The 24,186-nt window shown below is 59.2% G+C and carries 20 protein-coding genes; all 20 read left to right on the forward strand.

The window, feature by feature from the left end; genetic code table 11:
* The first annotated feature begins 39 nt into the window (after window positions 1-39).
* A complete protein-coding gene (gene rplU / locus HMPREF3169_RS05575; protein WP_061924117.1) occupies window positions 40-345 on the forward strand; it encodes a 50S ribosomal protein L21 in 306 nt (101 codons plus the stop codon).
* Window positions 346-387: 42 nt separating this feature from the next.
* Complete coding sequence (rpmA, locus tag HMPREF3169_RS05580; protein ID WP_005531747.1) at window positions 388-666, forward strand: 50S ribosomal protein L27; 279 nt, start codon at window positions 388-390, stop codon at window positions 664-666.
* Between the two features lie 373 nt (window positions 667-1,039).
* Complete coding sequence (locus HMPREF3169_RS05585) at window positions 1,040-2,557, forward strand: SpaH/EbpB family LPXTG-anchored major pilin (RefSeq protein WP_062037833.1); 1,518 nt, start codon at window positions 1,040-1,042, stop codon at window positions 2,555-2,557.
* A gap of 9 nt (window positions 2,558-2,566) precedes the next feature.
* Complete coding sequence (locus tag HMPREF3169_RS05590; protein WP_070455902.1) at window positions 2,567-3,403, forward strand: class C sortase; 837 nt, start codon at window positions 2,567-2,569, stop codon at window positions 3,401-3,403.
* Between the two features lie 12 nt (window positions 3,404-3,415).
* On the forward strand, window positions 3,416-4,756 hold the full coding sequence (locus HMPREF3169_RS05595) for an isopeptide-forming domain-containing fimbrial protein (protein WP_148132104.1): 1,341 nt from the start codon (window positions 3,416-3,418) through the stop codon (window positions 4,754-4,756).
* A 59-nt stretch (window positions 4,757-4,815) separates the two neighbouring features.
* Window positions 4,816-10,764 (forward strand): DUF5979 domain-containing protein, encoded by a 5,949-nt coding sequence (locus HMPREF3169_RS05600; RefSeq protein ID WP_070455904.1) that lies wholly within the window; start codon window positions 4,816-4,818, stop codon window positions 10,762-10,764.
* Window positions 10,751-11,662: a class C sortase gene (locus tag HMPREF3169_RS05605; RefSeq protein WP_070455905.1), complete on the forward strand. Its 912-nt coding sequence runs from the start codon at window positions 10,751-10,753 to the stop codon at window positions 11,660-11,662. The genes HMPREF3169_RS05600 and HMPREF3169_RS05605 overlap by 14 nt, the downstream gene beginning before the upstream one ends.
* A 41-nt stretch (window positions 11,663-11,703) precedes the next feature.
* Entirely contained in the window at window positions 11,704-13,227 is a 1,524-nt protein-coding gene (obgE, locus tag HMPREF3169_RS05610; protein WP_061924098.1) for a GTPase ObgE, read from the forward strand.
* 14 nt (window positions 13,228-13,241) lie between these two features.
* Window positions 13,242-14,462 (forward strand): glutamate 5-kinase, encoded by a 1,221-nt coding sequence (gene proB, locus HMPREF3169_RS05615; protein ID WP_062037845.1) that lies wholly within the window; start codon window positions 13,242-13,244, stop codon window positions 14,460-14,462.
* A 33-nt stretch (window positions 14,463-14,495) separates the two neighbouring features.
* Window positions 14,496-15,401 carry a D-isomer specific 2-hydroxyacid dehydrogenase family protein gene (locus HMPREF3169_RS05620; protein ID WP_070455906.1) on the forward strand — a complete coding sequence of 302 codons (906 nt, stop codon included), beginning with the start codon at window positions 14,496-14,498 and terminating at the stop codon, window positions 15,399-15,401.
* An 11-nt stretch (window positions 15,402-15,412) separates the two neighbouring features.
* On the forward strand, window positions 15,413-15,919 hold the full coding sequence (locus tag HMPREF3169_RS05625; protein WP_062037851.1) for a DUF1707 SHOCT-like domain-containing protein: 507 nt from the start codon (window positions 15,413-15,415) through the stop codon (window positions 15,917-15,919).
* Window positions 15,920-16,165: 246 nt separating this feature from the next.
* Window positions 16,166-17,377, forward strand: coding sequence for an ABC transporter substrate-binding protein (locus HMPREF3169_RS05630; protein ID WP_070455907.1), 1,212 nt, complete (start codon window positions 16,166-16,168; stop codon window positions 17,375-17,377).
* Between the two features lie 3 nt (window positions 17,378-17,380).
* Window positions 17,381-18,481: a FecCD family ABC transporter permease gene (locus tag HMPREF3169_RS05635; protein ID WP_083286075.1), complete on the forward strand. Its 1,101-nt coding sequence runs from the start codon at window positions 17,381-17,383 to the stop codon at window positions 18,479-18,481.
* Window positions 18,475-19,227, forward strand: coding sequence for an ABC transporter ATP-binding protein (locus HMPREF3169_RS05640; protein WP_070455908.1), 753 nt, complete (start codon window positions 18,475-18,477; stop codon window positions 19,225-19,227). The genes HMPREF3169_RS05635 and HMPREF3169_RS05640 overlap by 7 nt, the downstream gene beginning before the upstream one ends.
* A complete protein-coding gene (locus HMPREF3169_RS05645; protein WP_070455909.1) occupies window positions 19,205-20,485 on the forward strand; it encodes a glutamate-5-semialdehyde dehydrogenase in 1,281 nt (426 codons plus the stop codon). The genes HMPREF3169_RS05640 and HMPREF3169_RS05645 overlap by 23 nt, the downstream gene beginning before the upstream one ends.
* Before the next feature lie 3 nt (window positions 20,486-20,488).
* Window positions 20,489-21,451, forward strand: a complete 963-nt coding sequence (locus HMPREF3169_RS05650) for a hypothetical protein (RefSeq protein WP_070433012.1) — start codon at window positions 20,489-20,491, stop codon at window positions 21,449-21,451.
* Window positions 21,444-22,061, forward strand: coding sequence for a nicotinate-nucleotide adenylyltransferase (gene nadD / locus HMPREF3169_RS05655; RefSeq protein WP_070433013.1), 618 nt, complete (start codon window positions 21,444-21,446; stop codon window positions 22,059-22,061). The genes HMPREF3169_RS05650 and nadD overlap by 8 nt, the downstream gene beginning before the upstream one ends.
* A 109-nt stretch (window positions 22,062-22,170) precedes the next feature.
* Window positions 22,171-22,641 (forward strand): ribosome silencing factor, encoded by a 471-nt coding sequence (gene rsfS, locus HMPREF3169_RS05660; RefSeq protein ID WP_061924072.1) that lies wholly within the window; start codon window positions 22,171-22,173, stop codon window positions 22,639-22,641.
* 3 nt (window positions 22,642-22,644) lie between these two features.
* A complete protein-coding gene (locus HMPREF3169_RS05665; RefSeq protein ID WP_070433014.1) occupies window positions 22,645-23,319 on the forward strand; it encodes a histidine phosphatase family protein in 675 nt (224 codons plus the stop codon).
* Complete coding sequence (locus HMPREF3169_RS05670; protein WP_070455910.1) at window positions 23,319-24,170, forward strand: DegV family protein; 852 nt, start codon at window positions 23,319-23,321, stop codon at window positions 24,168-24,170. The genes HMPREF3169_RS05665 and HMPREF3169_RS05670 overlap by 1 nt, the downstream gene beginning before the upstream one ends.
* Window positions 24,171-24,186 lie beyond the last annotated feature (16 nt).

The raw sequence follows: 24,186 nt of genomic DNA on the forward strand, positions 1-24,186 counted from the left end.
GCCGCTTCTGAGCCGAGTTTAGATAAGGGGTAACCCTCTATGTACGCGATCGTCAAGACCGGCGGAAAGCAGTACAAGGTTGCTGAAGGTGACCTCGTCAAGGTCGAGAAGATCGAGGGTGAGCCGGGTACGTCCGTAGCTCTCACCCCGGTTCTGCTCGTCGATGGCGCAACCGTTAAGGCTAAGGCTGCTGACCTGGAGAAGGTCTCCGTCTCTGCTGAGATCGTCGAGCAGGGCAAGGGCCCGAAGATCGACATCTTGAAGTACAAGAACAAGACTGGCTACAAGAAGCGTCAGGGCCACCGTCAGCCGCTGACCGTTCTGAAGGTAACCGGTATCAAGTAAGCCTTAACCGGCTCGAGAAATCCCTGAAGGAGGGAAAACCACATGGCACACAAGAAGGGTGCTTCCAGCTCCAGCAACGGTCGCGACTCTGAGTCCAAGCGTCTCGGCGTCAAGCGCTTCGGTGGTCAGCAGGTTAAGGCCGGCGAGATCATCGTGCGTCAGCGCGGCACCAAGTTCCACCCAGGTGAGAACGTTGGTCGCGGCGGCGACGATACCCTGTTCGCGCTCGAGGCAGGCGCTGTTGAGTTCGCTATCAAGCGTAACCGCCGCATCGTGAACATCGTTCCGGCTGAGCAGGCTGCAGTTGAGGCTTCTGCCTAGTTAATAACGTAAAAAGGTCTGATTCCGATTTTCGGAGTCAGACCTTTTTCGTTTTTGTATTTACGCCCTCTTTTTCAGGAAATTGTCTGACTTTACAGAAAATATTAACTAAATAAGAAAAGATTCGATGTATTAATTCTCCTCTTATGTTCATCATATGGGTGGGAAAGGGTGAAAACGGGGGTAAAAGAGCTGGGTTTTGCTGCGTTATGGGTGGCGATTGTGTGGTTTTGTGGCCGAATAGTGCGGGTAAAGATGATTTCATAGTTTGCGGGGCTACGAACGATTTACTAGGATTGAACTGCTAAATATTCAGCGGGCGCTAATGTTAACGCCCTCGATGCCCCAGTTTGATGGGGGAATAGGATTCCCTATGTCTAAGTTCTCTATGCGCTTGGCAGCGGTTATTGCTGCAAGCACCGTTTCCGTCGCGGGCGCTGGATTTGCCGCTCCCGCACTTGCACAGACCACCTCCGAGGCCGGCGCTGAGGCGACCCCGGGGGCTGCGGCCGATGCCGATCTCGTTGATGCAAACCACGATATCGAGCTCATCATCAACAAGCGTCTGGGTGACCCTGGCTCACTCGATAACACCACCGCCCTCGGCGGCATCACTTTCAAGGTGGAAAAGGTCAATAACGTAGACCTGACCACCCAGGAAGGTTGGGCAGCCGCTGCTGATCTCACCGCTGCGACTGCCAACGATGTCACTGAAGTGGGCACCATTGAGACCAACGATCAGGGCACCGCTTCAATGACCACTGCTAAAACTCCGGCGTTCAAGGTTGGCCTCTACAAGATCACAGAGGTGCAGAGCGGTAACTACACCGCTGCAGCTCCGTTCCTGGTAGCGCTGCCGCACTCGGAGGATGGTAAGTGGTCTTATACCCAGACGGTGAGCCCGAAGAACCAGCAGGTTAACCCTTCCAAGCAGGTCGATGATACCAACGCCACCATCGGTTCTGATCTGCACTACACCATCAATGCGCCGGTTCCGGCTGGTGAGTTGACCCGTTTCAACATCGTTGACCCGCTGAATCAAAGCCTCAAACTCAAGGCTGACGGCATCACCGTCGAGGCACAGGGTGCAAATGCTCCAACTTTGACGAAGGACGCTGATTACAAGGTCGATACCGCTAATAACACCCTGCGTATCGAATTCACCCAGGATGGCCGCGGCAAGCTGCAGGAAGCTCGTAAGTCCGACCCGACCCTAAAGGTTGTGGCCGGCTTTGATGCCACCATCGTTTCCATTCCGGCTGATACTGGCCAGATCACCAACAAGGCAACCATCGAGCTGCCGAACAACGCCACCGTTGATACCAACGGCGATGACCCGAGCACTCCGGATAAGACCGAAGATAACCCCACCTCGACGACCTTCGGTAACCTGACCATCACCAAGACCTCCACCAACGGCACTGACCCGCTAGCAGGTGCGGAGTTCGAGCTGTACCAGTGCAAGGTCTCCGACCAGGACTCCACCAAGTACGAGCTGCTGGGTAAAGCATTGAACGTTGCTACCACCGAGACCGGTAGCCCATCCACCAAGCTCACCACCTCCGGCGGTGACAACCGTTCCTCCACGGCACAGGGCTACGGCGTTCCAATCAACTCCTTCGCTGCAAACACCGGCACCACCAACAATGACTACTGCGTGCTGGAGACCAAGGCACCGGAAGGCTACGTCCGCAACCCAGAGCCGCAGCACGTGACCATCGACGTCAATGCACGCACCCTGGCAGTCAGCGTTGAGAACCAGAAGAACAACATCATCAACCAGCTGCCGGCAACCGGTGCATGGGGAATCCTGTTGGTATTCCTCGTCGGCCTGCTCCTGCTGGCTCGTGGTCTGTACACCTCTTATAAGGACAACCGCGCCCAGGCCTAAGGAGGCCATGTGAAGGGAAAGCGCAGGCGTAATCCACGCGGGGTTATCTACCTCGTCTTGGCGATGCTCGTGTTTCTCAGCCCCGTGGTGCTGACCCACTACAAAAATGTGGAGCAGCACCGCATCGCGGAGAACTATTCGCGCGGCGTCGACAAGCTGCCCGAGCGAGAGCGCGAGGCAGCTTTCGCCGAGGCGCAGGCTTATAACGCCCAGCTGCCAGAGGTGGGCGCTCCCGACCCATGGGTCAATGGAGTTGATACCTCCTCACCGGATTACCAGCGCTACCTCGACACGCTGCACCAGATTGGTGCAATGGCGCGTGTTCGCGTTCCATCAGTGGGCATCGACTTGCCCGTCTATCACGGAACGTCGACTGATGTTCTCGCGCATGGCGTGGGCCACCTCTACGGCACGGCGCTTCCCGTTGGTGGGGAAGGAAACCATGCGGTCCTCACGGGCCATACAGGTCTCGCCACGCTGACCATGTTCGACAACCTCACCCACATCAAAGTGGGAGATGCTTTCACGGTTGAGGTCATGGGCAAGACCATGGCCTACAAGGTGGACCAGATTGAGACGGTTCTTCCCGATCAAGTGGAGGCCTTACGTGCCGAAGAAGGCCGCGATTTATTGACCTTGGTGACGTGTACTCCATACGGCATCAACAGTCACCGCCTTCTGGTTCGCGGTGAGCGTACCGAGCTACCCGCTGAGCTTGACCAGAGCTATCACTCGCTATGGCAGCCGTGGATGATTGCAGCGATCATCATCGTGTTGTTCGTTCTGCTTTACCTGCTGTGGTGGTTCCTGGCAGGGCGTAAGCGAAAGAAAAAGAAGAAGAATTAGAGGAATCCTAACGTGACTACCAGAGGGCGATGTGAGGCATGGATGCGCTTGGCCGTTGGCCTGTTCTTTGCGTGTGCCTTGATCGTCGCTGTCTCGCCGGCGCCAGCGCATTCGGCAAGCACTGGTAGTTTGTCAGTTCACAAGAGTGCTGACCCCAAAGGAATCAACTCCAACGTTGGTGCTGTATTCGTCGTCCGTCAGCTTCTTGGGCTGCCCTTGGCAAGCCCAGAAGAACTCGGGCAGATGGTTCAGGATAATTCTGCCTTGTTGACTTCGAAGCCTGGCATGGAGCTCGGGCCTGAGATTGTTGCAACTACTGATGAGACCGGTACTGCAAAGTTTACAGGCCTGTCAGAAGGCGTGTACCAAGTAACCGAGCGGCCCCAACGTACCGACAATTCCTACGAGGATGTGGCAAGCCCTTTCCTCGTCCCCGTAAAGAATGACGTGCAGGCTGAAATCAGTGCCAAAGCGCAGCCGGTGATTGTCGATAAATCAGTGGACGCCCGATCAGTCAAGGTCGGAGCTGTGTTGGACTATCGCATCAGGACGTCGCTGCCGCCTTGCGACGCCCAAGGAAAGCTCCACCAGTTCGTGGTTCTCGATGAGCTGGATCCGCGTCTTGCGTTTCGGCGTCTAAAGTCCATTACCGTGAGCAACCTCAATGGCTCGCGAACTTTGGAGGACGGGCGTGATTTTCGCACAACCCTTGACGGTAACTCAGTTGAGATCGTGATGGAACAGTCTGGTCTAGACATTCTGGCGAAGGCACGGCTCGGCAATCCGGAGACCCGTGTGGAAATTCACTTGGAAGCAGAAGTGCGCTCTTCTGCAGCTGTTGGCGATGTCATCACCAACATTGCGCGCTTTAGCCCCGACGGCTACTGCCTACCACACCTAAGTCCTAGTGTTTCGACCTTGGCGTATTCCGATGCTAACGGCCGTCGAGTAACTGAGCGCGTTGTTCTTGCTGCGGCTGAACAGTGCCGTGGCGATCAGCCTGCCACTATCCAGTCCACTCCAGCGGAAGTCGTCGTTGTAGGCAAAGATCATCCGGTTGATGACAACGATGACGATAGCGATGGAAAAATCCGGCCGGGTTCCGAGTCTCATGGGCATCCCGATTCTCCGAGCAGTGGGGTAGTCGACGATGCTGGCAATGACAGCAAGGGTAACGGCGTCGGCGAGCAAGCAAAGCGTATTGCCGGCAAGATTGCCGACAACCTCGCAAGCACCGGCGCCAGCGTGATCGGCATCGTGCTCGCTGCGATTACCGCATTGGTGCTGGGCTTTATTCTCGTTCGCAGGCGCGACGAGGATGACGATGACGATGAAGGAGATGGTCGCGTATGAGGGTACGCCCGGCCAACCTATTTCATTCCTCACACACAATCTTTTCCGCAGGAGCATTTATGACGGTTAACACCAAGACTCGGCGCCTTTTCGCCGCATTATTGGTGGCGTTCGTGACGCTAATGCTAGTCGTCGCGCCCTCTTCGCCGCTGAATAACTTGGTGACGCCCGAAGCCGAGGCACAGACCAGCAAGGGCTGGGCCACGAACGAGGCGACGTACAAGCAGTGCGGTTTCCGCAGTGGCACCGGTGAGGCCGCCAACTATGCGGACCAGCTGTGCTGGATCGACATGTCGGATCTCAATAACTCGGTCACCACCTACCCGAAGCCCGTGAAGAAGGATCTCGGCCGCTACGAGCTGACTTTCGACGTCATGTACGAGACAAAAGACGAACGCGGCTACGACCTAAACACTGATCCTTCCAAGCTGCAGACGTATTCCGGTCCGGTGGGTGACGGCGTCTTTGGCCGCAATGTAAACGACACCGACTACTTTGTCCCGCGTTCTGGTCAGGAGGCCATCCAGCCGAGCGTGGTGTGGGGTATAGGCACCGGAATTACGGCCGCATCGCAGCAGGCCACCCTGCGCTTTCGCAACATCAAGGTCAAGGATAAGTTCACCGGCCAATACGTGAGCAATTACCGCACCTCAATCGTCGATGCACAGGACACTCGTGGTTGGTCATTATTTACGGAAAACTTGACCATCGATGCCCCCGAGACGGGGCAGACCATTTTTCCGTACAAGCGTTTCACTCCGAGCGGTTATCGCTCCGCGTGCGATCCCAATAACAATTCCAGCAACGTCTTCGGCCCCGGCATCGAGGATTACTACAATCGCGGCGATAACACGCCGAAAGACTTCGTGTGCAAGGAATTCTCCATCAACACCGGCAAGGCCGGCTCTTACATCGTGGGCGGCGATGGCCTGACGAGCCTCGACGTCGGCTTCTTTACTCGCAACAACTTCCAAGGCGTTGCACTAGCCCTCAACATGGGCCGCATGACCGGCGACGTCGTCCAGCCGGATACCACGATGGAAAAGACCATCACGGGTCAAGAGACCAAGTTCGATTTCTCCATGGCCACCCGCTATGGCAGCACCGACACCAAGGTTCCGTGGCAAGGCGCGAACACCTACACCCAGGCGCTGCGCCGCATGTCCCCCGATGTGAACGGCAACGTCGCTGCCGATTCCATGGTGTTCAAGTCTGCTGCCACCGGCACGGAAAAGAGCAAGGCGCTGGCCCGCTATACGCCGACGTGGCGTTGCACCCTCGGTACCACGGATTACACCATCAAAGAAGGCTCCGTGCCCTCGGGATTCCAGCTCAACAACAATGCCGCGGCAGGTACCTCCGAGGTGGTCTACCAAAACAAGTACTCGGTTCCCATGTCCTGTACCGTCACGTGGAAGCCAAAGTACCAATTCTCCTCGCTGACCCTACGAAAGACGGTCACCGGTACCGCGGCCGGCTTCGACGAGGTGCAGTCGCGCAAGTTCAACTTGGGCTACCGCTGCGCCGCCCCGGCCGGCTACTCCGATGCTTACCCCACGATGAAGCTGGAGGATTCTCGTGATCTCGCCGCTGGTGATGATTACACCGTTGAAGGTCTGCCAGCCGGCGCGACTTGTACCTTGACGGAGAAGTTTGCTGATGGTGCTCCGCCTGCCCGTCCAGGTAAGGAACTGACCCTGACCTGGAAGGGCAACGGCACCTCCCAGAACACCGACGCCGTGCCCGTTGGTACTGTCACCCTGAAATCCGGTGTCAACGCCGCCGATCACTCGAATGACATCGAGGCAAACAACAACTATGACTACCGTCCCGGCACCGTCAACATCTCAAAGACCATCACCGGCGAACCCGTCAACGAGCTCGGCAGCCCGCGCGATTATTCTTTCTCGCTACGTTGTTTGACCACCAATTACAGTCAGCAATCCACGATCCAGGCCACGGGCACTGGGGATGAAATCGCCGGCGATACGAGCTTTAACAATGTCCCAGTCGAGCGCGATTGCGTGCTCAAGCCACTGTCTGGCCTTTCCGATTCCGAGGCCGAGCGCATTAGCTTCGACGGCCGCGATGTCTGGGTTGATGGCCAGCAAATTCAAGCCAACTCCGATGGCACCTACACCATCCGCCTGAAGGATTATCCGCAAGGTGGAACCCCGACTGTGTCCGATATTCGTATCGAGGCGCACTACTCTTACAAGACCCGCGACGTCCGTGTGATCAAGCAGTTGCGTGGACCAGGCAGCAGCTTGTTGGACGCGGGTACCACCTTCCCGGTGCACTATCGCTGCACCGACCCAAACGATGCCGCCTACAACCTCGAAGGCGACATGAACATCACCACTGACACCGCCAATCCGGTCAAGATCGAGGGCGTGCGCGTCGGTGCAGACTGCTACGTCTACGAATCCGGTAGCCCCTCGCAGCAGAACGTCACGCTTGACCGCACCACGGTCTCCGCGTCCAATTCTTCTGACGTGGTGACCACCCTCAACAATGAGGAAGCAAAGACCACCCCGGTTTTGACCGTGAACAAATCCAGGGATACCAACCAGAACCGCGTTTCTGTGTCGAACCACTACTTCAATAAAACGGGCACGGTCGATTTGACCAAGCTCGTTAACAATTCCGTCAACGGCGCTAACCTGCCTGCTGACTACGAGCTTTCCTTCCGCTGTGGTACCCGCACGGTAGAGACGACGAGCGATAGCTATGTTCCTGTCGACCTCACTGGTACTGTCCGTTTAGCCGATGGGCAGACCGAACGTCTCGTCGCCGAGGTCTCCGATCCCACGATTGCGGGGCTGGTTAATGACCGCGACGGTGCGATGGGCGTGCCCTATGGCAATGAATGTACGTTCTCTGAAACCACTCCTTCGACTGGCAACGGCGTTCTGTGGTCAACCGACGCCAAGGAGCAGACTTTTACAGTCGATTCTGACTCTGAATCCGTTAGCCTGACCAATACCTTCGAACCCGCCGGTAAGGGCATCACCATTACCCAGTCTGAGGCAGGCGTCGACGAGTTCTTCCGCGACGTCGACTACGAATTGACCTGTACCGCCGACGACGGCAGCCCCTTGGACCTAGGCCAGTACGCCACTATCACCCTGGGGCCCGATAACCCGAAGGAGACCGTGCCAGCCACCGTCGTGACGTCGGGAAGCACGTGCCAATTGGTCGAATCCGACAGCAACCGTGAAGACGGCAAACGCAATGGCTACGCCATCGACCGTGATTCCAACATTTCAGTCGATGGCGAGTCTCAGACCTTCAACGACGAAGCTCGCATCGTTTCTGGTGAGTTCATCGTCGGCGATTCCACCATTGCACAGGTAACCCACACCTACGACTACCAAGATGTCACCGTGGCTGTGACCAAGCAGGTCGACTTTGCCAATGAGGCTTACTTCTCCCAGGCCCGCAAGGACGTCAAGTACAACCGTCAATTCGATTTCACGATGAAGTGCACGCCACCCGGTGGCGGCAGCGTCATCACTGTCTCCGGTAAGGTCAGCTCCCCGCAATCTGATGATGCGGCTAGCCAGTCCTTGAGCTTTGATAACATTCCGGACGGTTCCGAGTGCGTTGCGGCACAAGGTGAGACCACTGCTGCCGAGGGCATCACTTTCACCCAGGAAGTAAAAGTCGGGGACGCTTCAGGCGATCGCTCCCTGAACTTCGACGTCAGAGGCAACCAAGACGTGAAGTTGGTCAATACCTATACCCGTCAGCTGGCAGAGGTGAACCTGGACAAGGTTGCTAACACGCCAGTCGACGTCCAGGCAGCCTATGGCGCAAACTGGAAAGACCAGTTCTATACCCACAACTTTGCATTGGTCTGCCGTGACCCAGAAGGGCCTATCGATGGTTCGGGCAAGCTGGGAACTTTCCCGGTCAACAGCACCATTCAGGGACCTGGCTCTACCAGTTTTGCTGATATCCCGGTCGGCGCGGAATGCGAACTGACCGGTGACAAGTTCGGTCAGCTCAACTTGACTCAGACCGCGCCGGATGGCACGGAACTGGAAACGCACATGCGTCCAAGCAAGGTGGAGTGGCGTCTGCAGCGCGACGAGGGCATGACCTACACGGATACCGATCTCGCAGATGGTGAGACCACCTCGCAGAAGTTCATGATTGAGGACGACATCTCCGATGGAGGCCTGGGCAACAAGGTCGAACTGGTCAACTTCTATGAATTCGTGAAGTCGCCCATCAAGATGAGTAAGAAGATCGTCGCCAATGCGGACGACCTTCAGGTGCTGCGCGAGGCCAACCCAGAGTTCCGCTTCGACTACCAGTGCCAGGGCGTGGGTTATTCCATCTCTAACGTGGGGCTGCCTACCAGTTTGAATGCGGGCGATACCAATGCCTTCCCGGATGACACGTTGACCTTCACCTCGGACGAGGTTGAGGTTCCTTCCGGTGCGTGGTGTACCTTCACGGAGCTCGCTCCTTCTGCCACACCAGAAGCTTTGGAGTGGAAGCAGGACCCACGTGAGGTCGACAAGCGCGTCGGTGAAGAGGGCCAACCGGCGGTTTCCTATGACTTCACCAACACCTACACGCGCCGCACCGTCCCCGTGTCCTTCGCGGCGCTGCAGGATGGCTACCTCGGTGGTCTGAGCAACAATAGCTATGACTATAAGGTCAGCTGTACTGCTCCGGGCTTTGATAGCCAAACGTTGAGCTTCGACGTCAATAGAGCTAACTCGAGTGCGACGGTGGCTGACGCCAGTGCACCTTCGGGTGGCAAGGTTGTGAACCTGCCGGTGGGCTATGACTGCACCTTGGATGCAAGTGGTTCCTCGGCCCTGCGCGAGCGCGTGCAGCTAGAAGTGACCGCGGGCACGCGTTCTCCGTACATGACTTTCGCGACGTGGACGAAGGAGGGCGCCGCAGCCGATAACCCGGATGTAAAGCCTGCAGATATTCCACTCGACAAAGTCACCAGTGACATGAAGAAGTACACCTACGATTTTAGGCTGGATAGCGCGCTGCGCTCTGAGACGGGTGCTCCGGTGTTGACCATCGCCGGTGAGGCGATGCATCCGCGCGATAGCGTTGAGGTCACCTTCACTAAGCAATCTGTCGGCGCGGCAGGAGAGGGGCGGACCTTCGAGTTCTCCTCGAGCTGTGGTGAGACATTCACTTTGAAGTCTGGCCAGTCGCATACGTTGAGTGACATCGAAGTTGATCAGAACTGCACCATCGGCGAGGTCATGAATGAAGGTTCTGCGTCTCCGGTTGTCTCTGTGGGTGAGACCGGACCGCGCCTGGGTAATGTGAAGGCGAATAACTCCATCGATCCGACTACCCACACGGTGACTTCTGGCGAGTGGTCCTTCGATATCCTGCCGGTAGCGAAGGCCAGCGATATGTCCACTTCGGGCAGCAAGTGGGAACTGACCGGTATCAATACCTTCCCTGGGGTCAACATCACCAAGAAGATTGATGGCGCACCTATCAGTGCGGTGACTGGCAAGGTGGCCGATACCGCGGTGCTTCCCGACGACGCGACCACCATGCGTTTCAACTACACGGTAGAAAACAACGGCGCCTTGCCGCTGACTGACCTTAAGCTCACCGAGCCGGAGTTGGCTGGCCGCACTGTGGTAGCCGCTGATGGATCCGAGTACGTGGTTCCGGAAGGCGGCGCGATTCCTACTGAGGTTTGTGCCCCAGGCGATCTCGCCGTAGGGGCATCCACCACCTGCAGCTTCGACGTGAAGATCACGGAGTCGACGAAGGATAACTTCTACTACCGCGGCAAGGTTACTGTGACAGCGCTGGGCAATAACATCCTCGTCTCCGACGACGATAGCTACGGTGCTCTGCGTCTGAAGGAAGGCCTCGGCTTCCTGCTGCCGGATACCGGCCGTCAGACCCTGGTGTGGGCGCTGCTGATCGGCCTCATTCTGCTGGCAATTGGTATGGCTTTGTACCTGCGTAATCGCAACGACGAAGAAACCGATGGCGAAGACTAAGTCGAAGAAGAACCAGTCACGCAAGAAGAAAAGCTCGCTGTGGCTGGTTATCCTGGGCATCCTCGTGCTGCTGTACCCAATCGTGGCGACGCAGTACAACGATTGGCAGCTGCAGCGCCAGGCGGAGGATTATCGGCGTGCTATCGAACGCATCGACCCGCCGGCCCAGCGAGAGGCCTACGTGCAGCAGGCACATGAGTACAACGATTGGTTGGCGGAGCAAGGTCATCATGCTTTCCCACCGAATCCTTCTTCACCGGGCTTTGAGCGTTACATGAAAACGCTCAATGCCCCAGAGGCCGGGGGCGCGATTGCGCGACTTCGCATTCCCGCAATTAACGTCGATCTTCCCGTGCGGCATACGACTGCCCCTGCTGTGCTTTACGACGGCGCGGGACACATGTTTGGTTCCTCACTGCCGGTGGGAGGTAAGGGAACCAATGCCGTTATTTCTGCACACACCGGCATGGTGGACGCGTCGATGTTTGATAACTTGCCGCGACTCAAGGACGGCGAAATCGTCACCATCGAGGTGATGGGCGAGTTGCTGCATTACAAGGTCGTGGGCCGCGAGGTGGTCAAACCTGATAAGTACGATGCGGTGACTTATGAGCCTGACAAGGATCAGATCACGCTGATCACCTGCACCCCGTACGGCATCAACACGGATCGCCTGCTCGTGCATGCAGAACGCGTGTACATGGAGGCAAATGATGAGGAGACAGGTTGGCGCCCGAAGTTGTCGTGGTGGATGATTGCCGCGCTTAGCATCATCGCCATCTCTTTGCTTATCATCATCTATCTGGAATGGCGTCGCCGCCGACGTAAGCAAGCCCGTGAGGAACGTCAGGCTAGGAAGCGGGCGGCCGCCGATGGTAGTATGAGCAGCTCAGATTAAGAAAAACAGCTACTTAGCGTTAGTGCGAGGAAACCAACTTCATGGCACGTTTTATTGACCGCGTCGTACTTCACCTGCAGGCCGGCGACGGAGGCCACGGATGCTCTTCGGTGCACCGTGAAAAGTTTAAGCCGCTGGGCGGTCCAGACGGCGGCAATGGCGGCCACGGAGGAGACATCCTGCTGGAGGTTTCCACGCAGGTTCACACCCTGATGGACTTCCACTACCGTCCGCACCTGAAATCCGGCCGAGGTAACAACGGTGCTGGTGACTGGCGCAATGGCGCCCGCGGCGAGGATCTCATCCTCGAAGTGCCGGCCGGCACCGTGGTCTACTCCGAAGACGGCGAGATGCTGGCGGATCTCACGATTCCTGGCACCCGTTTTGTAGCCGCTGAAGGCGGCTTTGGCGGCCTTGGTAATGCTGCGCTAGCTTCTGCTGCCCGCAAGGCACCAGGCTTTGCGCTTCAAGGCGAGCCGGGCGAGGCCCGTGATCTGGTGTTGGAGCTTAAATCCATGGCGGATGTCGGCCTCGTCGGTTTCCCATCGGCCGGCAAGTCTTCCCTAATTTCCGTGCTTTCTGCGGCCAAGCCAAAGATTGGTGATTATCCGTTTACCACCCTGCAGCCGAATCTCGGCGTGGTGGACATGGGCTTTGAATCTTTCACCATGGCCGATGTTCCGGGCCTTATCCCGGGCGCTGCTGACGGCAAGGGCCTCGGATTGGACTTCCTGCGCCACATCGAACGCACTGCGGTGCTCGCTCACGTCGTTGACGTTGCCTCCTTGGAGCCGGGCCGCGACCCGCTTTCCGATATTGAGGCGCTCGAGGAGGAGCTCGCAAAGTACCAAGAACTGCTGGACCAGGACACTGGCTTGGGCGATCTGCGGCAGCGCCCACGCATCATTATCTTGAACAAGGCGGATATTCGGGAGGCGGAAGAACTGGCCGAGTTCGTCAAACCCGAGCTGGAGGAGAAGTACGGTTGGCCCGTCTTCATTATTTCTGCGGTGGCACGCAAGGGCCTCGATCCGCTCAAGTACAAGCTGCTTGAGATGGTCAAGGAGCACCGTCGCACACAGCCGAAGGTCAAGGCGGATAAGAACCACACCATCATCCGCCCACGTGGCGAGCGTAAGTCCGGCTCCCACGCTGACTTCACCGTGCGCCCTGATCCCGAGCTTGCCGGTGCCTTCGTGGTGGAGGGCGACAAGATCGAGCGCTGGATTGTGCAAACCGACTTCGAAAATGATGAAGCCATCGGCTACCTCGCTGACCGCTTGGCCAAGGCCGGTGTGGAAGATGAGCTGTTCAAGCAGGGCGCTGTTGAGGGCTGTCCGGTGACCATCGGCGGCATCACCTTCGAGTGGGAGCCGATGACTGGCGGCCGTGCCACGGATGCCGGCCGCGGCTTCGACGGTCGCCTCGGCGGCACCGAGCGTGTTTCCGCCGCTGAGCGTAAGCGCGCTTCGCAGGCTCGCCGTGGCCTCATCGACGAGTATGACTTTGGCGATGACGAGAAGGTCACCCGCGAGCAGGCGAACCGGGACCGCTGGCAGGGCTAGTACAATGGGCGGCCATGTCTTCGCAACAAGATTTTCCGCTAACCCAAAAACCTTATTCCGGGCCCACGGTTGACACCCCCTTTCCGGACCCGTTGCATGAAAATCCCACGGCGTCCGGCTTTGATTCGCCGCTGCGCCAGCGCATCGCGCACGCCAAGCGCGTAGTCATCAAGATTGGTTCTTCGTCGCTGACGGATGAGGACTTCCTGGTCTCCCAGGAGCGCATCGACCACATTGTGGACGCGGTGCACGCCCGCATGGGCATCTCCGATGTCATCCTGGTCTCCTCCGGTGCGGTGGCCGCTGGCATGGGCCCGCTGGGGCTTAATCGCCGGCCGACTGATCTGGCCACCAAGCAGGCCGCGGCGTCTGTGGGCCAGGTGCATCTGGCGTACGAGTGGGGCCGGTCTTTCGCCCGCTATGACCGCACGGTGGGCCAGGTGCTGCTCACCGCCTCGGATACGGGGCACCGGGACCGCGCCCGCAACGCGCAGCGCACCATCGACCGGCTGCGCCAGCTGCGCACCATTCCCATCGTCAATGAGAATGACACGGTGGCGACCTCGGAGATGCACTTCGGGGATAATGACCGGCTCTCCGCCTTGGTGGCCAACCTGATGGGCGCGGACGCGCTGTTCCTGTTCTCTGATGTCGATGGCCTCTATGACAAAAACCCGGCGGAGCCGGACGCCCGCTTCATCGATGAGGTGCGCACGGGCAAAGACCTGAAAGGGGTCGAGGCCGGTGAGTCCGGCAACGTCGGCACCGGTGGTATGGCCACGAAGGTCTCGGCCGCGCGCCTGGCCACCCGCGGCGGAATCCCGGTGCTGCTGACGTCGACGGATAACATTGGCCCTGCTCTTGCCGATGCCTCCGTGGGCACCGTCTTCCACACCCGCGAGGAGCGCAAACTGTCTGCCTGGAAGTTCTGGGCGCTCTACTGCGCCGATACCGGTGGGGCGGTGCGCCTGGACGCTGGCGCCATGCAGGCGGTCACCAAGGGAGGCAATTCGCTCCTGGCGGTTGGCATCACGGAGGCCATCGGTGAATTCTCCCGCGGGGAAATCATCGACATCATGGGCCCGGAAGGTGAGGTCATCGGCCGCGGCGAAGTACGTTTTGATTCCGCGGAGCTGCGGGGCATCCTGGGCAAGCAGATGGAGGAGCTGCCGGAATACCAGCGCCGCAGCGTTGTCCACGCCGACTATCTGTCGAACTACGCCTCCCGAATCTAGAGTCTAGAAGCCAGAGAACCCCAGGAGAAGACCATGAAATACGCCATGTTGCCGGAACAATGGGAAGAATCCGTCGAGACCTTGCGGGGATCTGGCCATGAGCTCGCGGAGCTTTCCGATGCCGACTTCCTCATCTACAACGGCGACGGCTCGGACTTCCCGTTGCCACTGCCGGAGAACATCAAGTTCGTGCAGATTCCGTCTGCAGGCGTAGACCATCTGCTCGACGTCATGAAGGAGACCGACGTAATCTGGTCCAACGCCGCTGGCGTATTCGATAACACCGTGGCGGAATCTACCATCGCGCTGCTGCTTGCGCAGCTGCATGCCCATCGCTATGTCAACGACACCTTCTCCAACTACGAGGAGGTGCAGGATCACAAGTCCTACCTACACGAGGACAAGACTGTGGCGATCATCGGCGCCGGCGGCATCGGCAAGCGGCTCATCACGATGCTCTCTGGCTTTGGCCCGCGCATCATCGCCGTAAACCGGTCCGGCAACGCGGTTCCAGGCGCGGATGAGACCTATCCCATCTCCGAGGTGGACAAGGTCTGGTCTGAGGCCGACTACTTTGTGCTCATCGCGCCGCTTACCCCGCAGACCCACCACATGGTCAACAAAGACGTGTTTGCCCAAATGCCGAATCATGCGGTGGTGGTCAACGTGGGCCGTGGCCCACTCATCAGTACCGAGGATCTTTTGGCAGCGCTGGACTCTGGCGAGATTGCCGGCGCAGCGCTCGACGTCACTGATCCGGAGCCGCTCCCGGATGATCACCCGCTGTGGAAGGACCAACGTGTGGTCATTACACCGCACATTGCTAATACCCGTAACTCGGTGCGCCGCCACTTGGGAGCACACACCGCAAAGGTGGCCGCAGCCTTTGAGGCTGGCGAGGAAATTCCTACCCGTGTGGATCCGAACGCTGGATATTAAAGTGTAAAAGCATGAACAAAGACATTCGCGTGGGAGACGCGGAACGCCACAATGCGCTAGATCTCCTCAGCACCCACTTCGCTAACGGTCTCATCGACATCAACGAGTTCGAAGACCGCACAGGAAAGGCGGCTGTTGCGCGTACCCGCGGCGAGATCGCTTCCCTCTTTGAGGACCTTCCTGACAATCCAATTGCAGAGGTCGTCCCGTTCAAGGAATCGGAAGCGCAGGCCGAGCTCGACCGGCTGCAGCGCCGCGGAGGGTTAGTCCACCGAATCGATGCCGTCATTTGGTCAGCGACGATGATCCTCTTCTTCCTGGGGCTTTTCGTCTTCGACTGGGACTATTTCTGGCTTGTCTTCCCGATTGCAGGTATCGCCTCGTGGGGTGTCAGGGAGGCGGTCAAGCTCTCCGACGACGACGAAAAACTTTATGAGGAATTGAAAAAGAAGGATGACAAAGACCGGGCCGAGCGCCTACGTCTGGCAGCCGAGCGCCGCAAGGAGCTGGGGCAGTAGTCCGCGGGGTCTGCGGGGGGAGTGGCTGCGCGCTTGAGCTATACCCACGCGTGACATCCAGCGCGGATAACCATGCTGTTGGGGATGAGTTTCTTTAAAAGGATGTTATTCAGCTTTGAAGTGACCTAAATAAAACCCGGGGGGATCACTTTCGCGGGCACGTTTCGGATTGTAAGCTCATCCTAGTTCAATTTAGTCAAGCCTAAGTTAACTTGGCTATTGTTCGTGAGCAAAGGACTTTCTTTCATGACCCATTTCAACGTGCCCAAGTACTCCGTCCGCATTGCGGCAGCTACCCTGGCCATGCTCGCATCCGCGACTGCGTTGAGCGCGTGCAGCAGCAACGAAGACACCTCCGCGTCCACCGGTTCTACCGGCGCCGCGGGGGACACTGCTGTGACCATCACTGACGTCGCCGGCCGCGAGGTCACCTTCGACAAGCAGCCTGAGCGTATCCTTCTGGGCGAGGGTCGCGGGCTCTTCGCCACCTCGATTCTCAACCGCGAGGATCCGCTCGAGCATGTCGTGGCTCTGGGTAAGGACCTACATGAGGCGGCTCCGAGCTTCGAGACCAAGTTCGCCGAAACCAATGCGGCGTACAAGGATCTGCCGACCATCGGCAACATCGCCAAGGGTGACGTCACCGTGGAAAACCTGCTCGCGCAAAAGCCGGACGTCGTGGTCATGACGCTGGACCACAAGGAGGGTGCGGAAAAGACCGGCTTTCTGGACAAGATGGACCAGGCCGGCCTGAAGTATGTCTTCACCGATTTCCGCCAGAAGCCGCTGGAAAACACCCCGAAGTCCATGGAGGTCTTCGGCCAGCTCTTCGGTCACGAGGACAAGGCCGCAGAGTTCAACAAGTTCTATACCGGCAAGGTTGATGACATTAAGTCCCGCGCGGAAAAGGCAGGCAACAAGCCGCGCACCCTGGTCTGGCGCGCGGCGGGCCTGAAGGATTGCTGCTCCACGGTCAAGGACTCTAACCTAGGTGACCTGGTTAATGCCGCCGGCGGCGAGAACTTGGGCGATAGCCTGCTGGACACCGAGTCTGGAGATCTTACCGCAGAAAAGGTGCTTGCTGAGCAGCCGGAGCACATCATCGCCACCGGCGGCGCATGGGCCAAGGACCCGGAAAAGCCGGAGGTCCTGCCGCACGTGGAGATGGGTTACGCGGCCAAGGAAGAAAAGGCGCAGGAGACCCTCGAGGGCCTGCTGAAGACCCCGGGCTTCGAGCAGCTTAAGGCCCCAAAGGAAGGCAACTTCCACGCTGTCTACCACCAGTTCTACGATTCGCCTTTTAACATCTTCGCCTTGGAGCAGTTTGCCGTGTGGATGCACCCAGAAACCTTCAAGGACTTAGACCCAGAAAAGGACTTCGCCGAATTCCACAACAAGTGGCTGCCCATCGACTACAGCGGCGTTTTCTTCACGACCAAGAACACACACAAGCACTAGAAAATGGCACTTTTGACCTCTTCTGAGAGTTTGCAGACTGACCAGAAAACCGAAACCAAAACCGACACCCACCAGGTAATCGCCGAGTACCGCAGCAATAACTTCCGCAAGGTGCTCATCATTGGCGCGCTGGTGCTGGCTGCCTTCGTGGCCTTCGTCATCGCCACGGTGGTCGGCCCGATTCACCTTTCCCCGATGGAGATGCTGCGTGGCATTTTCTCACCGGGCCAGGTGGATGAGACTACCCGCACGGTCCTGTGGAACCTGCGCCTGCCGGCGTCGGTTATGGCCGTTCTCATCGGCGCCGCACTGGCGCTATCGGGCGCGCATATGCAGACCATTCTGGATAATCCGCTGGCGGAGCCTTTCACCTTGGGCATTTCGGCAGCAGCCGCTTTCGGTGGCGCGGCCTCAATCGTGTTGGGCTGGACCGTGCTGGGAAATCCGCAGTTCAATCTCGCGGCCGTCGCTTGGCTGTCGGCTCTTGTGGCCGTGGCCATCGTCGCGGGTGCGGCGGTGTGGCGCGGTGCTAGTGCGGAGTCAATGATTCTGCTGGGTATCGCCCTCGTTTTCTTGTTCCAGGCACTGCTTTCGCTGATGCAATACAGCGCCTCGACTGAAGCCCTGCAGCAGATCGTCTTTTGGACCATGGGCTCCCTGCAGCGTGCGAATTGGATGTCCAACCTGATCATCGCAGTCACCTTGCTGGTTGCCATTCCTTTCACCATGCTTAACGCGTGGAAGCTCACGGCGCTGCGCCTGGGCGACGAGCGTGCGGCGGCCCTCGGCATCAACGTGCAAAAACTGCGCGTTCTAACCCTCGTCGTGGCCTCCTTGCTGGCCGCTAGCGCTGTGGCCTTCGCCGGCATCATCGGCTTCATTGGCTTGGTTGGCCCACACGTGGCCCGCTTATTGGTGGGCGAGGATCAGCGTTTCTTTGCGCCGGCCTCCATGGCGGCGGGCGCGATGCTGCTGGCGGGTGCCCACGCGGTATCGATCACCATCATCCCCGGCGTTGCCGTACCCATCGGCATCATCACGGCGCTCGTTGGTGTTCCTTTCTTCGTGCTGCTCATCTTCACCAAGAGGAGGATCAAGTGCTGAAAGTAGAACAGGCATGCGTGAACTTTGGCAAGCGGGAGGTGCTCAAAGGAGTTGACTTGCCCGAGCCTGAACCCGGCACCATCGTCGGACTCATCGGCCCCAACGCGGCCGGCAAGTCCACCTTGGTCAAGGCCATCGCCGGCATTCAGAAGCTGACTTCGGGCACCTGCGATACTGGTGGCGCCAACGTGGGCTACGTGCCGCAGGATCTTCTGACCAGCGCCTCGCTGACCGCCTTTGAATCGGTGGTCATCTCCGCTAAGCGCGGCTCCGTTAACGCCTTGGAATCGGCAGTGCAGGCACTCGAAAAGCTCGGCATCGTTCACCTCGCACACCGCTACGTTCACCAGCTTTCCGGCGGACAGCGCCAGCTCGTGGCCGTGGCGCAGATGCTGGCCCGCGAGCCAGACCTGATGCTGCTGGATGAGCCGACCTCCGCGCTCGACCTGCGCCATCAAGTGCACCTGCTGGATACCTTGCGCAAGGAGGTCTCCCGCGGGGCAGTGGCGTTGGTAGCTATCCACGATCTCAACCTGGCCGCGCGCTATTGCGATGAGCTCGTGGTTCTCCACGGCGGCCGCGTGCATGCCCACGGCACCCCGGCAGAGGTGCTGAACACCGAGCTGCTGGGTGAGGTCTATGGCATCCATGCCCGCGTCATCGATGATGAAGGCGTGCCCATGGTCTGTCCTGTCGAGGCTAGCTTCGGTAAGCTTGAGCCTCATGAGCCAACTCACTCGAGATGAAGAACGAGACCAAGTACTAAAGCTGGCGCGTCAGGCGAAGAAAGTTGCGCCGCAGTTCGCGCAGCTTTCCACCCCACGCAAGAATGAGATTCTTGTGCGCGCTGCTGAAAACCTGGTGGCCCGCACCCCTGAGATCCTCGAGGCCAATGAGCGCGACGTCGCCGCTGGCCGCGCGGCCGGGATGAATGATTCTTTAATCGACAGGCTCTCGCTCGACGCCGCGCGCGTCGAAGGCATCGCCGACGGCCTGCGCCAGGTCGCCGCCCTGCAGGACCCGGTAGGGGAGGTACTGCGGGGCCACAACATGGACAACGGCATCCAGATGAAGCAGGTGCGCGTGCCGCTCGGCGTCATGGGCATGGTCTATGAGGCCCGTCCGAACGTCACGGTGGATGCCTTTGGCCTTGCGCTCAAGTCCGGCAACGTGCCGCTGTTGCGCGGATCTAAGTCCGCACGCAACTCCAACGAGCAGCTCGTGGAGATCCTCCAGGACACCCTGGCGCACTTCGACCTTCCGCGCGAGGGCGTGCAGCTCCTGCCGTGCGAAAGCCACGATTCGGTGCAGGATCTCATCACGGCGCGCGGGCTTGTCGACGTCGTGATTCCCCGCGGTTCTGCTCGCCTCATCAATGCGGTGGTGGAGGGCGCTACCGTCCCCGCCATTGAGACCGGCACCGGCAACTGCCACTTCTACATCGATGCCAGCGCCGACCTCGACAAGGCCATCGCCATGGTCATCAACGGCAAGACCCGCCGCCCTTCGGTTTGTAACTCCACCGAGTGCGTGCTGCTCGACGCCGCGCTTGCCGACGCCGCGAAACTTCGCGTCATCACCTCCCTTCAGGAGGCAGGCGTGGTCATCCATGGCGAGGTCGCCGAGCTCGAGCAATTCGGCGTGGCCAATGCTGTGGAAGCAACCGACGAGGAATGGCGTGAGGAGTTCCTGAGCAACGACATCTGCGCCAAGGTGGTTGACGGCGTCGCTGGCGCCATCGCGCACATCGCCGAGTACACCACCGGCCACACTGAGGGCATCGCCGCTCAGGACGCCGATGTTCTGCTTAAGTTCGCCAACGAGGTCGATGCCGCCGCCGTCATGCTCAATGCCTCCACCGCCTTTACCGACGGCGAGGTTTATGGCATGGGCGCGGAGATCGGTATCTCTACCCAGAAGCTGCATGCCCGCGGCCCGATGGCTTTGCCGGAGCTGACCTCCACAAAGTGGATCCTGCAGGGCAGCGGTCAAACTCGACCTTAAAACATGCATCTATCTTTTTCTCGTTTCCTCTCTTCCCGAGGCCTGCCTTCCCAATCGCTGTCCTTCTTGGCTGCCTCCACAGTTGCTCTGGGCAGCGCCTTCGCAGTTGCCCCACATGCAGCAGCTGAGGAGAGCGCCTGCCCCGACGTCGTGGTGCTCGCCGCACGAGGCTCTGACCAGGACAAGGACCACGGCGAGTACTTCGGCCCGCAGCAATACTCGGAGCACTCCGCGCCCTCAAACGGCTACGAGGGCCCGAACCTCGCAGGCCTTTTCCACTTAGTAGAAAAGCGTCATCCGGGAACCATGGACCGCGTCTTCGTGCTGGCCATGGATGACAAGGCCTATCCGGCAGAAATGGACCTGCCGGCGCTGGCAGAAGACGGCGAGAACCTCAACCCGATTCAGACCGTGCAGCGCCTAGCGCTCATCGTGGGGCAGCACCCGCTCTACGAGCTCATTCCTTCTGTCTTGTTCGGCTTTATCAACAGCGTGCAAACCGGCATGGCCAATGCGCCCAAGGTGGTCCAAGACTACGAGGCGAGCACCGGCTGCGCACCGAAGTACATAACGGCTGGGTACTCGCAGGGCGCCATCATCACCACGAGTGCGGAAAAGTCCCTCCCGCGGCTGCATGCAGCCATTACGTTGGGAAATCCACTTTCCCTGCCGGGCGATCCCAACGTCATCGGCAGCCCAGCCCGCGGTGGCGGACTACTGGAATTGGCCCCAGCGCACATGCGTCCAGAAAGCGCGGTGTTGCCCGAGGGGCAGCGCTTGAACTACTGCCTGCGGGACGATTTCGCCTGCGACCTCTCGGTGGCGTCGGCAAGCGCGGCTCTATCCACCAAGGCCTCGCGGCATGCTTCCTATTTCACCCAGGCGCCCACGCCCGCCGATGAAAAAGTAGCCGATACCTTTGCAAGCTGGGTAGAAAGCGCACGTATAATCTCCACTCATGACTAGTCCACAGCGCATTGGAATCATGGGCGGCACTTTCGACCCCATCCACAATGGCCACCTCGTGGCCGCCAGTGAGGTGGCCTACCGCTTCCAACTGGACCAAGTGGTCTTCGTGCCCACCGGCCAGCCGTGGCAGAAGGAGGGGCGCGACGTCACCGCAGCCGAGCATCGCTACCTGATGACCATGGTGGCAACCGCCTCGAATCCGCGCTTTACCGTCTCCCGCGTCGACATCGACCGCGAGGGCCCCACCTACACCATCGATACCCTGCGTGACCTGCGCGAGCTTTTCCCCGATGCCGAGCTCTACTTCATCACCGGCGCCGATTCCTTGGCCTCGATCATGAGCTGGCACGATTGGGAGGTCATGCTAGAGATGGCCAACTTCGTCGGCGTCACCCGCCCCGGCTACGAACTCAGCAAGGATATGCTGCCGCTGGAATCCCAAACCGGGATCGAACTCATCGAAATTCCCGCCATGGCCATTTCTTCCACCGATTGCCGCAAGCGCGCCGGGGAAGGCGAGCCGGTGTGGTATCTCGTGCCGGATGGGGTTGTCCAATACATCGCTAAGAACAATCTTTATGGGCCTAATCCTGATAAGCCTTTATAGAATTTGGGAAAAAGAATTCACGGAAATAGCCAAACGCACCTCTTACGTGCGAAACTGGCAGAACTAAAAAGTATTCGAAGATATTTGGAAGATATTTGAAGGAAAGCACATGTCCGTTACTGATGTAGCCCGCAAGATGGCTGAAACCGCGGCGCACGCTGCTGACGAGAAGCTGGCCACGAACATCGTGGCTATCGACGTCTCTGACGTGCTTGCTATCACCGAGATCTTCGTGCTGGCATCCGCCGAGACCGAGCGCCAGGTGGCCTCCATCGTGGAGGAAATCGAAGACGAGCTGACCAAGCTTGGCCACGAGCCAAAGCGCCGCGAAGGCAACCGCGAAAACCGCTGGGTACTGCTGGATTACGGTCACATCGTTATCCACGTCCAGCGCAACGATCAGCGCGAGTTCTATGGCCTCGATCGCCTCTACCACGATTGCCCGATCCTGGAGATCGAGGGCATCGAGACCCCGGAGCGTCCGGGCGAGTGGTCCGACGAGGTTAACCTGCGCGAAGTTGAGTCCATCGATGAGATCCCACTGGCTCAGCCGGAGCCGGAAGAGGACGAGGAGTACTAAACCTTGTCGCGCCGCCTGCTTCTGATCCGCCACGGTCAGACCACTTATAACGCCACTGGCCGCATGCAGGGCCACCTGGACACGGAGCTGTCCGAGCTGGGGCTTGCACAGGCCAAGCAGGCAGCAGATCTGCTTGCGGAGCAAGGGATTTCCGCGATCGTGTGCTCGGATCTTTCCCGTGCCCGCGCCACCGCCGGCGTCATTGGTGAACGTTTGGGCCTGGAGCCTACTGTCGACGCCCGCCTGCGCGAGACGCACCTGGGCAAGTGGCAGGGGATGTCCTCGGCGGAAGTAGATCGCGACTACCCCGGCGCCCGCGCCATCTGGCGTCACGATCCCACCTGGGCGCCGCCGGAGGGCGAGTCGCGGGTGGACGTCGCCAAGCGTGCGCGTCCCGTCATCGACGAGCTGATGCGTGACCCGGAACCGTGGGCCGAGGGCACCGTGTTGGTGGTGGGGCACGGCGGTGCGATTGCAGCGTTGACCTGCCACCTTTTGGGCCTGCGCCACGAGCAGTACTCCATCCTTTCGGGCCTGAAGAACACCCACTGGTCCCAGCTGACCGCCCGTCCGGACTTTGATCCAGCGAATCCGCAGGCCTCCCTCGAGTTCACTGCGGGAAACGTGGACGGCGCCAAGTGGTACTTCGACGGCTGGAACATGGGGGCAGGTGACTAGTGGCCGTCCGCATCGTCACTGATTCCGCCGCGGGGCTGCCGCCAGACATCGTGAAAAACCTGCAGATTCGAGTAATCGATTTGCACGTCATGGACGCAGACGGCGAGCAATCTACCTCGGGTCTTACTGCGCTGGAGCTCGCGGCCGCATACGGTCGCGAAATGGAACGCTCCACCGACGACGGCATTGTGGCCATCCATCTGTCCAAGGAACTTTCTTCCACCTGGTCTGCCGCGGTGACGGCTTCGGGCGTGTTCCCCGATACCGTCAAGGTGGTCGAGTCCGGCTCGGCGGGCATGGTGATTGGTGCCGCGGCGATGTCTGCGGCGACCTTGGCGCGTGATGGCGCCTCGCTTGAGGAGTGCTACGAGGCGGCGCTGGATACGATCAAGCGCGGCCGCACCTGGGTTTACCTCAACTCCACGGAGGAACTGCGCCGCTCCGGTCGCCTTTCTACCACCACCGCGATGCTCTCCACTGCACTTCTGGCCACCAAGCCCATCATGTCCATCGTGGGCGGCAAACTGGAGCTCGTGGGCAAGACCCGCACCCAGACTAAGGCTTTTACCAAGCTGGTCGATCTCATCGCCTCCCGCGCCGATGGCGAGCCCGTCTTCGTGGCATTGCAGCACAACGACGCCGAGGAGTCCGCCGAGCGCCTGCTCGAACTGCTCGAGATAGCCCTGCCGAAGGGCTCTTCCTTCATGGTCGAAGAACTCACCGAGGTGCTCGCCGTGCATGCCGGCCCCGGCGCCATCGGCGTATCGGTGGTCTTTAGCAAGGAACCTCCTGAATCGTTGACACGAACAACAAGTTATCCACAGGTTTTTAAATTGCCTCTAGCGCATTAACTGCGCCGCCTTTTAG

Origin of the sequence: Corynebacterium sp. HMSC08C04 (genome assembly GCF_001807495.1) — a bacterium.
In the GTDB taxonomy this organism is placed as follows: Bacteria; Actinomycetota; Actinomycetes; order Mycobacteriales; family Mycobacteriaceae; genus Corynebacterium; species Corynebacterium simulans.

Bases quoted from the DNA above. Each gene is read 5' to 3' on its own strand.
- rplU (WP_061924117.1), top strand. From the start codon at position 40: ATGTACGCGATCGTCAAGACCGGCGGAAAGCAGTACAAGGTTGCTGAA.
- rpmA (WP_005531747.1), top strand. From the start codon at position 388: ATGGCACACAAGAAGGGTGCTTCCAGCTCCAGCAACGGTCGCGACTCT.
- HMPREF3169_RS05585 (WP_062037833.1), top strand. From the start codon at position 1,040: ATGTCTAAGTTCTCTATGCGCTTGGCAGCGGTTATTGCTGCAAGCACC.
- HMPREF3169_RS05600 (WP_070455904.1), top strand. From the start codon at position 4,816: ATGACGGTTAACACCAAGACTCGGCGCCTTTTCGCCGCATTATTGGTG.
- HMPREF3169_RS05605 (WP_070455905.1), top strand. From the start codon at position 10,751: ATGGCGAAGACTAAGTCGAAGAAGAACCAGTCACGCAAGAAGAAAAGC.
- obgE (WP_061924098.1), top strand. From the start codon at position 11,704: ATGGCACGTTTTATTGACCGCGTCGTACTTCACCTGCAGGCCGGCGAC.
- proB (WP_062037845.1), top strand. From the start codon at position 13,242: ATGTCTTCGCAACAAGATTTTCCGCTAACCCAAAAACCTTATTCCGGG.
- HMPREF3169_RS05620 (WP_070455906.1), top strand. From the start codon at position 14,496: ATGAAATACGCCATGTTGCCGGAACAATGGGAAGAATCCGTCGAGACC.
- HMPREF3169_RS05625 (WP_062037851.1), top strand. From the start codon at position 15,413: ATGAACAAAGACATTCGCGTGGGAGACGCGGAACGCCACAATGCGCTA.
- HMPREF3169_RS05630 (WP_070455907.1), top strand. From the start codon at position 16,166: ATGACCCATTTCAACGTGCCCAAGTACTCCGTCCGCATTGCGGCAGCT.
- HMPREF3169_RS05635 (WP_083286075.1), top strand. From the start codon at position 17,381: ATGGCACTTTTGACCTCTTCTGAGAGTTTGCAGACTGACCAGAAAACC.
- HMPREF3169_RS05645 (WP_070455909.1), top strand. From the start codon at position 19,205: ATGAGCCAACTCACTCGAGATGAAGAACGAGACCAAGTACTAAAGCTG.
- HMPREF3169_RS05650 (WP_070433012.1), top strand. From the start codon at position 20,489: ATGCATCTATCTTTTTCTCGTTTCCTCTCTTCCCGAGGCCTGCCTTCC.
- nadD (WP_070433013.1), top strand. From the start codon at position 21,444: ATGACTAGTCCACAGCGCATTGGAATCATGGGCGGCACTTTCGACCCC.
- rsfS (WP_061924072.1), top strand. From the start codon at position 22,171: ATGTCCGTTACTGATGTAGCCCGCAAGATGGCTGAAACCGCGGCGCAC.